Raw genomic sequence first — 15,910 nt, forward strand, 5'->3', positions numbered from 1 at the left:
GATCTCCACCCGGCAGAGAAGAGGATGCCCGATGAGCTCCGACCCGGTCGTGACCTTCGAGGACGTACAGGCCGCGGCCAAGCGCCTCGAGGGCGTGGCGCACCGTACCCCGGTGGTCACCTCTGCGACGCTGAACGCCCTGGTCGGGGCCGAGGTCTTCGTCAAGTGCGAGAACTTCCAGCGCGTCGGCGCGTTCAAGTTCCGCGGCGCCTACAACGCGATCGCGCAGCTGAGCCCCGCGCAGCTCGCCCGGGGGGTCGCGGCCTACTCGTCCGGTAACCACGCCCAGGCGGTCGCACTCGCCTGCCGGGAGGCGGGCGCCAGCGCCGTGATCTTGATGCCGGCCGACACCCCCGCCTCGAAGGTCGCCGCCACCACGGGCTACGGCGCGGAGGTCGTCACGTACGACCGGTACACGCAGGACCGGGTGGCGCTCGGCAACCAGCTCGCGGCCGACCGCGGCCTGACCCTCATCCCGCCGTACGAGCACCCGCACGTCATGGCCGGTCAGGGCACGGTCGCCCTGGAGCTGCTGGACGAGGTCGGCCCGTTGGACGGGCTGGTGGTCCCCGTCGGCGGTGGCGGTCTGTTGGCCGGCAGCGCCACCGCCGCCAAGGCGGTCGACCCGGGCATCCGGGTCATCGGGGTGGAGCCCGAGGACGGCGACGACACGAAGCGGTCGCTGGAGGCGGGCCACCGGGTCCGCATCCCGGTCGCGCGTACCATCGCCGACGGCCAGGCCGCCGATATCCCGGGCGAGCTGACCTTCTCGGTCAACCAGCGGCTGGTCGACGACATCGTCCTGGTCAGCGACGACGAGATTCGCGCCGCCATGAAGTTGGCCTTCGAGCGGCTGAAGATGGTCGTCGAGCCGAGCGGCGCCACCGCCCTCGCCGCCGTACTGGCCGGCCGCGTCAACCCGCGGCCCGCCCGCATCGGGGTCGTCATCTCGGGCGGCAACGTCGACACACGTCGGTTCGCCGAACTCGTCGCCGGCGTCTGAACGCGCATCAGTCCCGTCGGTTCGTCGGCAACGCATGCGAGAACGTCGCCGACCGGTACACCGTCGAGGTGGTCCGACGCCCTCCCGGCCGGGTGCTCCGCTCGTACCGTACCGGCCAGGCCTCCCGGCGCACGGGCACCGGCGGGACGGCCGACCTTTTCGTCGGCACCACGCGGCCGCCCGTCGCCTGCGGGCTCGCGGCCGGGGCCGGCCGGCGTCGCCCGCGCAGGGTGGCCGCGGCGGCGCGCACGAGCAGCCAGAGATCGAGCAGGAACGACATCCGGCGAAGGTACGCGCGGTCGGCGTCCAACCGCTCCATCGGCGTCGGGTCGTCGTACGGCGGGACGGTGCCCACCATCCCCGGCTTCACGGTGTGCCGCTCGGAGTAGCCGGGAACCTCGCCGAGGTGGGCCCATACCAGTACCGTGCGCTGCGGTACGGGACCGACCAGGCTCATCTGACCGATCAGCACGTTCGCCAGCGCCGGTAGGGCGTCGAGGTGCCACCGGCGCAGGAACCTGCCGACCGTCAACGTCCGGCGTTCGGCTCCGCGTCTGGTGGTCCGGAAGCCGTACCGGCGGAAGGTGACGCCGCGCTTGCCCACCACGTACTCGACGCGGAAGACCGGCCCGGGCTCCTCGAACCAGATGAGCAGCGCGATGACCGGCCACAGCGGCAGCGTGAGGACGAGGCCGACGGACGCGCCGAGCAGGTCGAGTGTCCACTTGGGAAGCGTGCGGCACCGGTACCGCTGGAAGACGCTGTGCGCGGTCCGCACCCGGGTGCGGGTGTCCGACGACGGTACGGCGAGATACTCCACTGAGCCCATGTCGATCCCGGTCGTGACAAGCGCACCGACGACGGCGCCGATGACGGCCGACAGCACGGCGTACGGCGTGGCCCAGTTGTGGACATACAAGCCGTACCACGCCGTCGACGTCAGTGCCGCGCTGCCGAGGAGAGCGGTCCGGTAGAGCCATGCGGCGGCGACCGGCCGATCTGATGGCGTGGGTAACCAGGCCAAGGTCATGACCAGCAGAAGCGATGCGAAGAACAGCACATAGTTCACAGCTTGTACCTCCAGACGATGCGACTGAAAAGTAGTGCTGTGCGAGAGCTACAGTGCCGTGTACGCCGTGCCGGATGATCTCCGGACGGCACAGGATGTTCGGACCCGACGATGGTTGGCCGGGACTACGGGTCCGACTATGGGCGGATCCGACTACGGGTCCGACCGGCCCGGGCTTACCGGGTCCGGGTGAGCCGCCACCACGCGGACGGCTCGGAGAGCGTCCCACCGGCTGTCAGGTCGACGGCGGTGTCGCCGAGGCCGGTGTGGACGGTGAGCGCGCCGACGACCTGCCCGGCCCGCGGCCGCCCGCCGAACTCCGCCGGCTTCGCCCGGACGCCGACGGTCAGGCCCGGCCAGCCGACGATCTGTACCGGCGCGGCGGTGCGTACCGCGACGGAGGCGCCCCAGGCGCCGCGCACCTGACCGACCGTACCGGCGGGCAGCGCCGGGTACGTCTGCACCAGGCGCCGGGCGGCCGCGAGCAGCCCGCGCGTGACACCGTTCGCGGCGGCGAGCTGTTGCGGTGTTCCGGTTCCGGGCTGTCCCAGGACCGCGCCGACGACGGTCAGGGTGCGGCCCGCCACCGTCAGGCGGGCGGCGAAGACCAGGTTGCCGCCCGCCTCGTCGGTGGATCCGGTCTTGACGCCGACGACGCCGTCCGTACCGAGCAGGCTGTTGTAGTTGGTGACCGCGCCGGCGACCGGCAGGACCGTGCTCGGCAGTGCGACGATCTCGGCGAACGCCGGCATCGTCAGCGCCCGCTGGGCCAGGACGGTCTGGTCGTCGGCGGTACTCACGGTGCTGGGCGCCAGGCCGCTGGGGTCGGTGTAGTGGGTGTCGACCAGCCCGAGTTGCACCGCGGCGGCGTTCATCTTGGCCACGAAGGCCTCGACGCTGCCGGCGTCCCACTTGGCGAGGATCTGGGCGACGTTGTTGGCCGACGGCAGCAGCAGCGCCTCCAGCGCCTGTCGTTCGGTGAGCGGCTGACCAGCCTCCACCGCCACCAGCGACTGCCCGCCCGGGATCCGGGACTCGTAGTCGTCCACGTCCGCGGCCGTCACGGTGATGGACGGGCCCGCCTGGCCAGGGGCGAGCGGGTGGTCGGCGAGGACGACGTAGGCGGTCATCACCTTGGCGACGCTGCCGATCGGTATCGGCCTGTCGGCGCCGGATCCGCCCAGTGTGCCCAGCCCGTCCACGTCCAGGCGCGCCTGCCCCTGCGCCGGCCACGGAACGTCTGTCACCTGCCCGGGCAGCGTGAGCGAGTCCGGCACGGACAGGCGCAGCTCGCCGCGCGGTACCGGCCGTACCAACTGAACTCCGACCAGCGCGGCCAGCAGCACGACGATCGCCAGCGCGGGCACGAGCAGGTGGAGGCTCCTGCGCTCGGGCGCGACCGACGGTGTCTCTTCCGCCACGCCGGAGCCCTCGGTGCCGGAGCCCCCAGAGCCCTCCGTACCGGAGCCTCCAGTGACAGAGTCCCCCGTCATAGCCACGCTGCTGCCCTCCCCCGCGCCGTGCCACCGCGCCAGCTTGAACACTCCACAACGGAGAGTGCCGGCGCCGGCCTGCCGGTGGTCCGCGCCGGCCTGCCGCGTCATCCCGACGTCAGAGGTGACGCATGCGGTACAGCGATGTTCACGAGTCGATGTCGCTGCCTCGCCCGTGCCGGCGTGTGATCCGCTGCCAGCATGGCAGACGTCGTCGGAGGCGGCGACGGCTGCACTCCGGTCAGATGATCCTGACCTGCTCGGCCTGCAGACCCTTCTGACCCTGCACGATCTCGAACTCGACCCTCTGGTTCTCGTCCAGCGAGCGGAAGCCATTGGACTGGATGGCGGAGAAGTGTACGAACACGTCGCCGAGGCCGTCGTCCTGGCTGATGAAACCGAAACCCTTCTCGGGGCTGAACCACTTCACGGTGCCCTGTGCCATGCCCTATCTCCTTCATAAGCCGGGTCGCTCCGCGAACACGGTCCCTGATCCGATTCGGTGCGCCGCCGTGTCACACCCGCCCGCCGGCGGCAACACCATGTTCCACACAAAACCCTGTTCCACTCAGAACCCTGGCCCGTACGGGCCGTTCTCCCGGGGCGGGAAAGGGGCCGTTGACCTACCCATGCGTCGACGCCGCTAACAGACCGGTCACCGGTTTCTGCGCCCGCAGGACCGGTCCGCCCGATGCGCGACGCCGGTCAGGCCGGTCGGCGTTGTCGGCTTTACCTACCTGACGGATGTGATCTCCCCAACGTTGGGCTGTGTAGTCGGGCATCGGCACGCTAAGTTGCGAGCCATGCACCGGAGCAAGCGCCTGGTTCAGAGGCGTTTCATCGACTACCTCCTGGTGTGCGGCGGCACCTGTTAACGTCGGCGTGCGATATTACTTTCGCCCCGATTCGACAGGAAAGTCCGTGATTCAGCTTCACCGCCTGCGTAAGGCGTACCGCACCCGCGGCCGTACCGTCGTCGCCGTCGACGGCGTCGACCTGGCCGTACGCGAGGGCGAGGTCCACGGCGTACTCGGCCGCAGCGGCGCCGGCAAGAGCACGCTGCTGCGCTGCGTCAACCTGTTGGAGCGGCCCGACGAGGGCACGGTCACCGTCGGCGGCGTGGACCTGACATCCCTGTCGGAGCGGCGGCTACGCCGGCACCGGCAGCGGATCGGCATGATCCACCAGCACTTCGCGCTGCTCTCGTCGCGTACCGCCGCCGGCAACGTGGCGTTCCCGCTGGAGGTGATGGGCGTCGGCCGGCGCGAGCGGGCCGCCCGGGTGGCCGAACTGCTCGACCTCGTCGGGCTGACCGACCGGGCGCACGCGTACCCGGCACAGCTGTCCGGCGGGCAGAAGCAGCGCGTCGGGATCGCCCGGGCGCTCGCGGGGCGGCCGAAGGTGCTGCTCTCCGACGAGGCGACCTCCGCGCTCGATCCGGAGACGACCACCTCGATCCTGGAGCTGCTGCGCGACCTCAACCGGCGCCTCGGGCTGACCATCCTGCTGATCACCCACGAGATGGAGGTGGTCAAGCGCATCTGCGACTCGGCCACCCTGATGCGCGAGGGGCGGATCATCGAGTCGGGCCGGGTACCGGACCTGCTCGCCCGGCCGGGCTCCGCGCTCGGGCAGGAGATGTTCCGGCTGGGCCCCGTGCCGGTCCTGCCCGGCACCACGGTCGTCGACGTGACGGTCACCGGTGGCGGTACCGGCGAGTCGTTCGTCGCCGACCTCGCCCGTACCTACGACGTCGACGCCCGGATCCTGGCCGGGACGATCGAGAACCTCGCCGACGGGCAGGCCGGCCGGCTGCGCATCGCGCTCCCCGGCAGCGCGGAGGCGAACGAGGCACCGCTGCGCCACCTGCGCGAGGCCGGCCTGACCGTGGAGGTGGCGCGATGACGTGGGCGGACCTCGGGCCACTGCTGTGGCAGGCCAGTACGGAAAGCGCCTACATGGTCGGCGTCTCCACGGTGCTGACCGCCGTCGGTGGGCTGCTGCTGGGCGTACTCCTCGTGCTGACCGGCCGGGGCGGCCTGCTGGCCGCCCGCCCGGTCAACCTGATCCTCGGCCTCATCGTCAACGTGGGCCGGTCGCTGCCGTTCATCATCCTGCTGGTCGCGATCATCCCGTTCACCAGAGCGATCGTGGGCACGACCATCGGTACCAGCGCCGCCATCGTGCCGCTGACCGTGGGGGCGATCCCGTTCTTCGCGCGCATCGTGGAGACCGCGATCCGGGAGGTCGACCGCGACGTGATCGCGGCGGCCCGCGCGATGGGCGCGTCCCGCGCCGGGATCGTCTTCAAGGTACTGCTGCGCGAGGCCCGGCCCGGCCTCGTCGCGGGACTGACCATCACCGTCGTCGCTCTGGTCGGCTACTCCGCGATGGCCGGCGTCGTCGGCGGCGGCGGCCTGGGCGACCTGGCGATCCGCTACGGCTACCAGCGGTTCGAGAACACCGTCATGGTCGCCACCGTCGTGCTGCTCGTCGTCTTCGTGCAGCTCATCCAGACGCTGGGCGACCTGGTCGTCCGGTGGCTGTCCCACAAGTGACCACCCCGCAAGTGACACCGCCCCGGCGATGAGCCCGGGCGCGAATAGAGAGGTACCACCGTGCGACGCACGTTATCCGCCACACTCGCCGCCGCCGCGCTCGTGCTCGGTCTCGCCGCGTGCGGCTCCGGCTCGAGCAGCGACACCAGCAGCGCGGACGCCGCCCTCAAGGTGGGCGTCTCACCCGTTCCGCACGGCGAGATCCTCACGTACGTCAAGGACAACCTGGCGGCCAAAGAGGGGCTGAAGCTCGAGATCGTCGAGTTCAACGACTACGTACAGCCCAACGCCGCGCTCCGGGACAAGAAGCTGGACGCCAACTACTTCCAGCACGTGCCGTACCTGGACGAGGAGAAGAAGGCGAAGGGGTACACGTTCACCGCGCTCAAGCCGGTGCACCTGGAGCCGCTCGGCGTGTACTCGAAGAAGGTCAAGAACCTGGCCGACGTGCCGCAGGGCGCCGTGGTGGCGATCCCCAACGACCCGTCGAACTCGGGCCGCGCGCTCAACCTGCTCGCTTCCAAGGGCGTCATCAAGCTCAAGGAGGGCGCCGGGGTGAAGGCGACCCAGCGCGACATCGCCGACAACCCCAAGAAGCTCCAGTTCAAGGAGCTGGAGGCGGCGCAGCTGCCGCGCAGCCTGGACGACACCGCGCTGTCGGTCGTCAACGGCAACTACGCCATCCAGGCCAACCTCACCCCGGCCAAGGACGCGCTGGCGCTGGAGAGCGCCGAGAACAACCCGTACGCGAACCTCGTCGTGGTGCGTACCGGTGACGAGAACGACCCACGGCTGGTGAAGCTCGAGAAGCTGCTGCACTCCCCCGAGGTCAAGAAGTTCATCGAGGACAAGTACAAGGGCTCGGTCGTCGCCGCGTTCTGATTCCGTACAGCAGAACACAGCGTCACCGCGACATGGGCGCCCCTGGATCCAGGGGCGCCCTTTCCGCCCTACGAATAGTCAACCTTGAATCGGTGGAAGCGCTTCCGTAGCATGGCCGCCAACTCTCCCCCCACGAGGTGGCTACTGTGCGTACGCGACGGGACTTCCTGAAACTCACGGGCGCGGTCGGCGCCGGTATCACGGCGGCACAGTTCACCGGCCAGGCCGCGTTCGCAGCTGCGGAATCGGCGGCGGATTCAGCGGCAAGCGCGCCCGGAAACCCCTGGGCGCGCGCGGCGTACATCAAGGCGAAGGTGCGCCGGCCGCACTTCCCCAACCGGTACGTCGACATCACGAAATTCGGCGCCGTCGGCGACGGCACCACCGACTGCACCGAGGCGATCCGGCGCGCGATCGTGGCCTGCCACCGCGCCGGGGGCGGCCACGTGGTGGTACCCGGCGGTCGATTTCTGACCGGCCCGATCCACCTCCTCAGCAACGTCGACCTCCACGTCACGCAGGACGCCCGGGTGCTGTTCAGCACGAACCCCGCCGCGTACCTGCCGGCGGTACTGACCCGCTTCGAGGGCGTCGAGCTCTACAACTACTCGCCGCTGATCTACGCGCTCGACCAGTGCGACATCGCCGTCACCGGTACCGGAATCCTGGACGGACAGGCGGACAACCAGCACTGGTGGCCCTGGAAGGGCAACACAGCGTACGGCTGGAAGCCCGGCGACCCCAAGCAGGACGCGGCCCGCGCCCGCCTGTTCGCCATGGCGGAGCAGGGCGTACCGGTGGCGCAGCGGGTCTTCGGCGAGGGCGACTACCTGCGGTCCTCGTTCATCGAGCCGTACCGGTGCCGCAACGTCCTCATCGAGGGCGTGACCGTCGTCAACTCACCGATGTGGGAGATCCACCCGACGCTGTCGGAGAACGTGCTGGTACAGGACGTCACGGTCAACACCCACGGCCCCAACAACGACGGGTGCGACCCGGAGTCCAGCCGGATGGTCGTCATCCGTGGCTGCACCTTCGACACCGGCGACGACTGCATCGCCATCAAGTCGGGGCGCAACGCGGACGGCCGGCGGGTCAACGTACCGAGCCGGGACATCCTCATCGAGGACTGCCGCATGCGCGACGGCCACGGCGGCGTGACGATCGGGAGCGAGATGTCCGGCGGCGTCCGCGACGTCTTCGTCCGCAACTGCGAGATGTCCAGCCCCAACCTCGACATCGCACTGCGGTTCAAGACCAACTCCGTGCGCGGCGGGTGCATCAACGGCTTCCATGCCCGCGACATCACGGTCGGCGAGGTGGGCAAGGCCGTGATCGACATCAACTTCTACTACGAAGAGGGCCCCGGCCACGGGTTCAACCCGGTGGTCAGCGACATCAACGTCAGCCGCATGACGGTCCGGTCGGCCACCCAGAGCCTGAACCTACGCGGGTACGCCGACGACCACATCCGGGGCGTCACCCTGACCGACGTCGACTTCGGCGCCACCACCGCGCCGGCAGTCGTCGAGTACGTGGACACCCTGGTCCTCCGCAACGTGATCGAGAACGGCAAACCCCTCACCCTCCCCGCCGGTTGAGAGGGCCTGCCGTCTCCGGTCAGCGAAGAAGGGGTCGCAGCGTCAGTCGGGTACGGGTCAGGGTGCGCACGGTGCTCGGGCGATCGACGGCTGGTTAGAGTGCTCGGATGTGGATCACGCGCGCAGTACCGGTCGTCGGCGTCGCGGTGACGCTGTCCGGAGGAGCACTGTCCGGGCCGGCCGTGACCGCGACCCCGTCCCCCTCGGCCCCGCCCCCCTCCGCCGGGGCGCCCGCCGGCGACGTGGCGCCCGTCCTGACCTCGACCCCGTTCGCCTCCCCGCCGGGGCAGGCGGTCACGCACACCATCACGCTGTCGACCACCGGTACCGGGACCGCGAGCGCCGTTCGGGTGACGTTCACGACCACCGTCGAACTGGACAGCGTCACGGCGACTCCCAGCCAGGGCTCCTGCCCGGTGGTCACCGCACTCACGGTCGTCTGCGATCTGGGCAATGTGGACTTCTCGGACGCCAGCCCGCCGACGGCCAAGGTGACGGTCGCCGGCATCGTGCACGCCGGCGCCGCCCGCGGCACGCTCGTCCAGAACCTCGCCAACGTCACCTTGGGCGCGCCCGACGCCGATCCGACCAACAACGTCGTGAGCAACGCGTACCTGGCCGCGCAGTCCAGCGCGGCGCCCATCCCGGCGCCGTCCAGCGCGAGTCCGTCGCCGCAGCCCTCGGCGGGCGCGACCCGGCGGCTGCTGCCGTGGGCAACGGGCGCGGCCGTACTCGTCCTGGGCGCGGCGGCGACGGCGCTTCTTGTCCGGTGGCGGCGACGCCGTTCATGATGATCGAATAAATGGCGTGACACTCCGGGTACCAATAGCGATATACGAATAACGAAACCTGCTTGGGGGCTGGGTATGAGGCATGCGAAGTGGTGCATGGTGTGCGCGGTGTCGGCTGCCGTCACGGCGACCCTGGTCACGACGGTGAGCTCACCCGCCGCCGCCGTCGCGACGCCGGGCGCGGCGGCCAGCCCGGGCGGCGGCCTCCTGCCCGGGCCGCTCAATTCCGTCCTGCCGCTGCCCGCGCTGCCCGCCCCCTCGCTGCCGGCCCTGCCGCTGCCGTTGCCGTTGCCGACGATCGTCAAACCGCCGGCGTCGCAGCCCTCACCGCTCCCGCCGATCGTGCAGCCCGCGCAGCCGGGCGGCCCGGGGACGCAGCCGGCCCAGCAGCCGGCCCAGCCGGCCGCCGGTGCGCCGGGCAACGAGGCGCCGGCCGCGGCGAACCCGAACGTTCCGGTGACGCCCGGCAACGCCGCGCAGATCATCGCCAACGACCCGGGCGCCGACCTGTACCCGCAGGTACCGGTCGACCCGGCCGACACACCGCAGGCCCGCCTGGTGGCCCGCCTGAGCGAGGTCCAGCACCGGGTTCAGTACCTGCACAACACGATCGCCCGGACCCAGGTCGATCTCGCCGTGGCGCAGCGCCAGGCCGGCGCGGTCCCGTCCCTGATCACGGTGCTCACCTCCAACACCGGGGACACCACACCGACCGCCGGGAGCTACCAGGGGTCGGTCGACTCGCCCGAGGGCCGGGTACTGGCGCTCACCTCGGCCGTCGCCTCCGGTCAGGGCGAGCTGGCCCGACGACAGGCCGAGGTCCAGAACATCCAGCAGCAGGTCAACAGCAGCATCCAACAGGCGATCCTGAACCCCGCCCCGGTTCCCGCCACCGCCGCGAACTACGGCGGCGGCAAGCTGCGCCGACCCGTACCCGGCGCCATCACCAGTACTTTCGGCAACCGGTTCGACCCGTACTACCACGTCTGGCAGCTGCACGCCGGCGCCGACATCGGCGCCCCGACCGGTACCCCGATCGTGGCGGCCGCGGCCGGCCGCGTCACCCAGGCCGGCTGGCTGGGTGGGTACGGGTACTACACCTGCATCGACCACGGGCAGGTCAACGGCCAGCGGATGTCCACCTGCTACGGCCACCAGTCGAAGATCCTGGTGACCGTCGGCCAGCAGGTCAGCGCCGGCCAGGTGATCGGCCAGGTCGGGTCGACCGGTGCCTCCACCGGACCGCACCTGCACTTCGAGGTACGGCTGGGCGGCCGCCCGGTCGACCCGATGCCGTGGCTGTGACGGCTTACTCGCCGCGGGACAGTTCGAGCGTGGGCACGCCCGGCGGTTCGAAGCCGAACACCTGGCCGTAGAACGACAGCTCGGCCTCCTGCGACGCGATGATCGTGGACTCCATCCGGAAGCCGTGCTGCTCGCCCTCGAACTCCAGGTACGCGTGCGGGATGCCCTTGGCCGCCAGCGCGTCGCGGACGATCAGCGACTGCGACGGCGGCACCACCCGGTCGTCGGAGCCCTGCAGCAGCAGGACCGGGCAGGACACCCGGTCCACGTGCGTCAGGGGTGACCGCTCGACGTACAGGTCCCGCGCCTCCGGCAGCGGCCCGATCAGCCCGTCGAGGTAGCGCGACTCGAAGTCGTGGGTGTCCTCGGCGAAGCTCAGCAGCTCGGCCACGCCGAAGTACGAGGTACCGGCGGCGAACACGTCGGTACCGGTCAGCGCCGCGAGGGTGGTCCAGCCACCGGCCGATCCGCCCCTGATGGCCAGCCGTGCCGGGTCCGCCTCACCGCGCTCGGCCAGGGCCCGCGCTGCGGCCACACAGTCCTCGACGTCCACCACGCCCCACTGGCCTGCGAGCAGGTCGCGGTAGGCCCGCCCGTACCCGGCCGAGCCGCCGTAGTCGACGTCGACGACCCCGATCCCCCGGCTGGTGAAGTAGGCGATCTCCAGCTTGAGCACCTGCTCCGCCTGCCCGGTCGGCCCGCCGTGCACGAACACCACGCACGGCGGCTTCTCGCCCTCCGGGGCCAGGGCTTCGGGGTTGCGGGGCGGGTAGACGTGGGCGTGCACCACCCGGCCGTGCGGGCCGGGCAGCGCCTCGGACCGCGGGTGCGGCAGGTAGGCCGGGTCGGGGATCCGGTCCAGCGAGGGCCGCAACCGCTCGACGGCTCCGGCGTCCGGATCCACCCGTACCACGGTGTACGGCTCGCTCGCGCTGCCGGCCACCCCGAGCACGCACCCGTCGCCGATCGCCAGGGTGGACTTCCAGACGGTGAACGGCGCATCGAGGTCGTCCAGCTTGCCCGTGTCGGGGTCGAGGATGCCGAGGGCGTACGTGCCGGTGCCGTGCAGGACGACCAGCCGACCGTCGCCGAGCAGCGCGTACGAGACGCGGCCCAGCAGCCACATCGGGAAGCCGAACTCCTCCTCGCGGGGACAGAGCGGGCGCGCTTCGCCGCTGTCCACGCCGACCCGGTACAGGTTCCACCAGCCGCTGCGATCGGACACCGCGTACAGGGTCGCGTCGTCGGCCCACTCCGGCTGCAGCACGGACTCCTCCGGGCCGCCGAGCAGCGTCCGTACGTCTCTCGCCACCCCGTTCTCCAGCCGCGCGACCCTCAGTTCGGTGCCGTCCCACGGCATCCGGGGATGGTCCCAGGCGATCCACGCGATCCGGTCCCCGCTCGGGGAGATCCGGAGGGAGGCGAGGAAGTCGCTGCCGCCCGCGACCTCGCGCACCCGGCCGCCGTCCGCGGCGGCGCCGCCGTCCAGCGGTACCGCGACGATATGCCGCTCGATGCGCCCGTCGCGGTGCGCCTCCCGTACGCACAGCACCTCGGCACCGTCGCCGGTCAGTACCGGGTCGGCGTAGCGCAGGGCCGCCGGCTCGGCGGGCTCGGGGGTCAACGGGCGCGGCTCGTCGGCGCCGTCCTCCAGCAGGTACAGCCGCTGGTCGTCCCAGTGGGCGAAGACCAGTGCGGGTCCGCGCCCCGGCGCGGCCGGAACCGGCAACCAAGCCTTGCCGCCGTACTCGTGCGCCCGGGTACGGGCGTGCCACGGCTGCGGCAGGACGTCGGTGACCGTGCCGTCGGCGCGACGGCGCACCACGACGGTCCGCCCCGACTCCCGAGGTCGCGTCTCGTCCCACCACACGTCGTCGCCGACCGCCGCGACGAACCCGATCGTCACGCCCGAACGAGCCACGTCGGCCGCGCTGATCGGCGACGGCCACTCCCCGTACGGCAGCTCCCGCACCTGTTCTCCCCTCGTCAACCCGGATCGTTGCCTGGCGCGGGCGGTTACCTGGATCACAGCCCGACCCGGGTCCGACTCTAGGGTGTCCGGGCCCGCGCCTCCACGGAGTGGTCGGAAGTGACGCGGTCCAGCAGGTCCCGGAGCGTCACCTGCTCGGCGTCGCTCAGCCGGGACAGTGCCCGTCGCTCGGCGTCGAAGACCTGTGGCAGCAGCGCGTCGAGGCGTTGCCGGCCGACCGGCGTGAGCCGGATGAGGATCTTGCGCCGGTCGCGCGGTGCGGCGGTACGGGTGATCCAGTCGTGCTGTTCGAGCGCGGCGAGGCGCTTGGTCGTACCGGCCGCGGAGACCAGGGTCGACGCGGTGAGCTGGGCCGGAGTGACGCCCTCCGCGGCGTCGAGGCGCCGGAGTACACAGAGCAGGTCGAACTCGCCGCGGTTGAGCCCGCCCTGAAGGAGCAGCGCGTTGGCCTCGGCGCGCACCCCGGCCGCCGCCGACTGGAGCGCGGTGAGGAGCGGCAGGTGGTCGGTGGGCAGATCCGGCCGCGCCGTCGCCCACTGGTCACGAACACGTTCGACGTCCACCGGCCGTACGCCGGTAAACGACTGGTGTACGTTCATACCTGGAGCGTACCGCGTGCGCTCCCGTCCGGCGGCAGCGCGGCCGCGTACAGATCAGTCATGGATTCGAGGATGGATTGTTCCCCGGCCGCAGCAGGCTCTCACACGCCGCCCGACGCGGCATCGACAACGTCCGGGCCACCGTCACGGCGGTGCGCGCCGCCGCTCCCCATCGGAAACGGGTCGCCGTACGCGCAACGCTGAGCATGACCCTCCCACTGGCGATCGGCGTCGCGGTGGGTCACCCCGCCTGGGGCGCCCTCGCCTCGATGGGCGGCTTTGCCGGCTTCTACGGCTCCGACACGCCGTACCGGTACCGCGCCCGCCTCGTCGCCGGGATCGGCGCCGCCCTCACCCTGGGGGTGCTGCTCGGCGGGCTCGCGTCCACGCGCGGCTGGCTCGCCCCGCTCGTCGCCGGCGCGGTCGCCGGCGCCACGTCGTTCGTCTGCCAGGCCGCTGAGATCCCGCCGCCGCGCGAGTACCTGATCGTGCTCGCCACCCTGGCCGCGACCGGAATCCCGGTACCCGCCGACCAGGCGCTGTGGAACGCCGGCCTGACCGCGGCCGGGGCTGCGGTCGGCTGGCTGGTGACCATGTCCCCGGCGCTCGGTAGAGCCCGCGCCCCGGAGCGCCGGGCGGTACGCGCCGCGCTCGAAGCGGTCGCCGGGTTGCTCGCCCGTACCGGCGGGCCGGACGCCGGCGCCGCCCGCCACCAGGCTGTCACCGCCGTGCGACGGGCCCGCCGCGCCGTCATTCAGGGGGTACTCCCCGCCGACCACCGGCTCACCCGCTCGCTGACCGCCATCGAGGAACTGCTCGAGGCGGCCCTCCACGTCGAGGTGGAAGCGTCCGCCCCGCTGGATACCGGCTGGGCCACGGCGGTACGCGCCCTCATCCCGGCGGTCGCGCGCCGTACCGCGGCGGACGTACAACTCTCGGTGTCATCGCCCGCCTCCGGCGGCGGGTCGGTGTCATCGCCCGCCTCCGGCGGCGGGTCGGTGTCATCGCCCACCGCCGGCGGCGGGTCAGCGTCATCGCCCGCCCCCGGCCCCCTGCCGGACGCGATCGAGCAGGTACGGGCCGCCCTCGCCGGGGCGGACACCGCCGCCCCGGACCAGGAGCTGACCGGCCTGCCGGCCTGGCCGGGCATCCGCCCCCAGCTACGGGCGGCCGCACGCGGCCACTCGGTCATCCTGCCGGCGGCCGCCCGCCTCGGGATCGCGGTAGCGGCCGGTGCCGGCATCGGCCGCGCCCTCGGACTGGACCACTCGTACTGGGTCGGCCTCACCGCGGCCGCGGTACTGCTCGCCACCAACTCCGCCAACACGCTGCGCCGCTCGGTGCACCGGATCGCGGGGACGGTGGCCGGGGTCGCGCTCGCGTACACGCTGCTCGCGGGCCACCGATCGTGGGTGGTCGTGGTGGCGGGCGTGGCGCTGTGCCAGTTCGCGTCGGAGATGATCATCACCGCCAGCTACGGCCTCGCGGTCGTGGGTATCACCGTGCTCGCGCTGGTGCTGTTCCACATCGGTACGCCCGGTGCCGACGTCGGCGTCACCATCGGCGCCCGCATCACGGACACGGTGCTCGGCGCGGTACTCGCGCTGATCCTGAGGTCGGTGCTGTGGCCGCGGGCCACCGCCGCCCGGTTGCCGCAGGTACAGGGGCGTACCCTCCGCTCGGTCGGCCGCGTGCTGTGCGCGCTCTGGTCGGACAGCGGGGACGGGCGGGATCTGGGGGACGGGCGGCGCCTGCTCCAGTCCGAGCTGGCGACGCTGCGGGCGGTACACACCGACGCCCTCGCCGACGACCGGGCCGCCTCGCCGGACACCGATCTGCGCTGGCCGGTCACGGTCGCCATCGAGGAGCTGGCCTTCCTCGCGCTCTCCCTGCCCCGGTACCGGAATCCACCGCCGCCCGACACGGTATGGGCCTTCCGGCGCAGTCTGAACGAGATCGCGGGCGCCGTCGACGGGTACGCCTCCGCGCCGGCCGCGGTAACGCCGGTGCCGGGCTACCCGCGTACCTCCGCCGCGCTCGGTGTGCTCGCGGCCGCCGTGACCGACGCGGATCGGCACCGTTTCCGGTGCGGGTAGAAGCAAAAGTGGCGCCCCGATCCGGGGCGCCACTGTCAAACGGCTCGACAACGACTCAGTGGAACAGCTTGAGCCCGATGACGCCGGCGACCACCAGCAGCAGGGAAAAGACCCGCAACAGGTTCGCTGACTCGCCGAGGAAAAGCATGCCGGTCACGGCCGTGCCTGCCACGCCGATGCCGACCCACACCGCGTAACCGGTGCCGACCGGGATCGTACGCAGGGCGTAGCCGAGGCCGACCATGCTAAGGACCAGGGCGATGACGAAGATTACCGAGGGGAGCGGACGGGTGAAACCGGCGGTCCGGCTGAGCGCGACGGCCCAGACCGACTCCAGCAGTCCGGAAAAGACGAGAACCGACCACGACATGATGACCTAGGCACCTTCGACGCGGTCGTCTTCGCTGGCCGGGTACGACACGCCCTCGTCCGGGATATCCGCTCGTGCGGTATCGGCTTCACAGTAACCGCATCCCGGGCGGCAGCAAGACATTGTTGCCGGCCCCGCCAGAAGCCCGTGTCC

Annotated in this window: 14 protein-coding genes and 1 riboswitch; of the genes, 8 read left to right on the forward strand and 6 right to left on the reverse strand. The window is 71.6% G+C overall.

Features of this window, described 5'->3' with window-relative positions; genetic code table 11:
* Nucleotides 1-31: 31 nt before the first annotated feature.
* A complete protein-coding gene (locus Pme01_RS15290; RefSeq protein ID WP_168115838.1) occupies nt 32-1,003 on the forward strand; it encodes a threo-3-hydroxy-L-aspartate ammonia-lyase in 972 nt (323 codons plus the stop codon).
* 7 nt (nt 1,004-1,010) lie between these two features.
* Here the strand turns inward: Pme01_RS15290 and Pme01_RS15295 are convergent, their stop codons facing one another.
* The 3 genes from Pme01_RS15295 to Pme01_RS15305 form a co-directional block, all read right to left on the reverse strand.
* Nucleotides 1,011-2,072 (reverse strand): sugar transferase, encoded by a 1,062-nt coding sequence (locus tag Pme01_RS15295; RefSeq protein WP_168115837.1) that lies wholly within the window; start codon nt 2,070-2,072, stop codon nt 1,011-1,013.
* Nucleotides 2,073-2,248: 176 nt separating this feature from the next.
* The gene (locus Pme01_RS15300) at nt 2,249-3,493 is read right to left on the reverse strand and encodes a D-alanyl-D-alanine carboxypeptidase family protein (protein ID WP_239088246.1); all 1,245 of its coding nucleotides are present in this window, start codon (nt 3,491-3,493) and stop codon (nt 2,249-2,251) included.
* Nucleotides 3,494-3,806: 313 nt separating this feature from the next.
* Nucleotides 3,807-4,010: a cold-shock protein gene (locus Pme01_RS15305; protein WP_168115836.1), complete on the reverse strand. Its 204-nt coding sequence runs from the start codon at nt 4,008-4,010 to the stop codon at nt 3,807-3,809.
* Between the two features lie 476 nt (nt 4,011-4,486).
* On the opposite strand from Pme01_RS15305, the gene Pme01_RS15310 reads away from it, so the two are divergent.
* The 6 genes from Pme01_RS15310 to Pme01_RS31505 all read left to right on the forward strand — a co-directional run bounded on the left by Pme01_RS15310 (nt 4,487) and on the right by Pme01_RS31505 (nt 10,702).
* Entirely contained in the window at nt 4,487-5,470 is a 984-nt protein-coding gene (locus Pme01_RS15310; RefSeq protein ID WP_168115835.1) for a methionine ABC transporter ATP-binding protein, read from the forward strand.
* A complete protein-coding gene (locus Pme01_RS15315) occupies nt 5,467-6,123 on the forward strand; it encodes a methionine ABC transporter permease (RefSeq protein WP_168115834.1) in 657 nt (218 codons plus the stop codon). The genes Pme01_RS15310 and Pme01_RS15315 overlap by 4 nt, the downstream gene beginning before the upstream one ends.
* 60 nt (nt 6,124-6,183) lie before the next feature.
* A complete protein-coding gene (locus Pme01_RS15320; RefSeq protein ID WP_168115833.1) occupies nt 6,184-7,005 on the forward strand; it encodes a MetQ/NlpA family ABC transporter substrate-binding protein in 822 nt (273 codons plus the stop codon).
* Nucleotides 7,006-7,151: 146 nt separating this feature from the next.
* Nucleotides 7,152-8,606, forward strand: coding sequence for a glycoside hydrolase family 28 protein (locus tag Pme01_RS15325; protein WP_203935645.1), 1,455 nt, complete (start codon nt 7,152-7,154; stop codon nt 8,604-8,606).
* A 107-nt stretch (nt 8,607-8,713) separates the two neighbouring features.
* Nucleotides 8,714-9,397, forward strand: coding sequence for a DUF11 domain-containing protein (locus Pme01_RS15330; RefSeq protein ID WP_168115832.1), 684 nt, complete (start codon nt 8,714-8,716; stop codon nt 9,395-9,397).
* Nucleotides 9,398-9,505: 108 nt separating this feature from the next.
* Complete coding sequence (locus Pme01_RS31505; RefSeq protein ID WP_275408531.1) at nt 9,506-10,702, forward strand: M23 family metallopeptidase; 1,197 nt, start codon at nt 9,506-9,508, stop codon at nt 10,700-10,702.
* 4 nt (nt 10,703-10,706) lie between these two features.
* Here the strand turns inward: Pme01_RS31505 and Pme01_RS15340 are convergent, their stop codons facing one another.
* Both Pme01_RS15340 and Pme01_RS15345 read right to left on the reverse strand, forming a co-directional pair.
* Nucleotides 10,707-12,674, reverse strand: a complete 1,968-nt coding sequence (locus Pme01_RS15340) for a S9 family peptidase (RefSeq protein WP_168115831.1) — start codon at nt 12,672-12,674, stop codon at nt 10,707-10,709.
* A gap of 77 nt (nt 12,675-12,751) precedes the next feature.
* Nucleotides 12,752-13,291: a MarR family winged helix-turn-helix transcriptional regulator gene (locus tag Pme01_RS15345; protein WP_168115830.1), complete on the reverse strand. Its 540-nt coding sequence runs from the start codon at nt 13,289-13,291 to the stop codon at nt 12,752-12,754.
* A 206-nt stretch (nt 13,292-13,497) separates the two neighbouring features.
* Between Pme01_RS15345 and Pme01_RS15350 the strand changes: the two genes are divergently transcribed.
* The gene (locus Pme01_RS15350; protein ID WP_168115829.1) at nt 13,498-15,387 is read left to right on the forward strand and encodes an FUSC family protein; all 1,890 of its coding nucleotides are present in this window, start codon (nt 13,498-13,500) and stop codon (nt 15,385-15,387) included.
* A 55-nt stretch (nt 15,388-15,442) separates the two neighbouring features.
* Here Pme01_RS15350 and Pme01_RS15355 read toward each other — a convergent pair whose 3' ends face one another.
* Nucleotides 15,443-15,757 (reverse strand): DMT family transporter, encoded by a 315-nt coding sequence (locus Pme01_RS15355; protein WP_168115828.1) that lies wholly within the window; start codon nt 15,755-15,757, stop codon nt 15,443-15,445.
* Nucleotides 15,758-15,775: 18 nt separating this feature from the next.
* Nucleotides 15,776-15,843, reverse strand: a riboswitch (guanidine-III (ykkC-III) riboswitch).
* Nucleotides 15,844-15,910 lie beyond the last annotated feature (67 nt).

Source organism: Planosporangium mesophilum (assembly GCF_016863255.1).
GTDB classification, from domain to species: Bacteria; Actinomycetota; Actinomycetes; order Mycobacteriales; family Micromonosporaceae; genus Planosporangium; species Planosporangium mesophilum.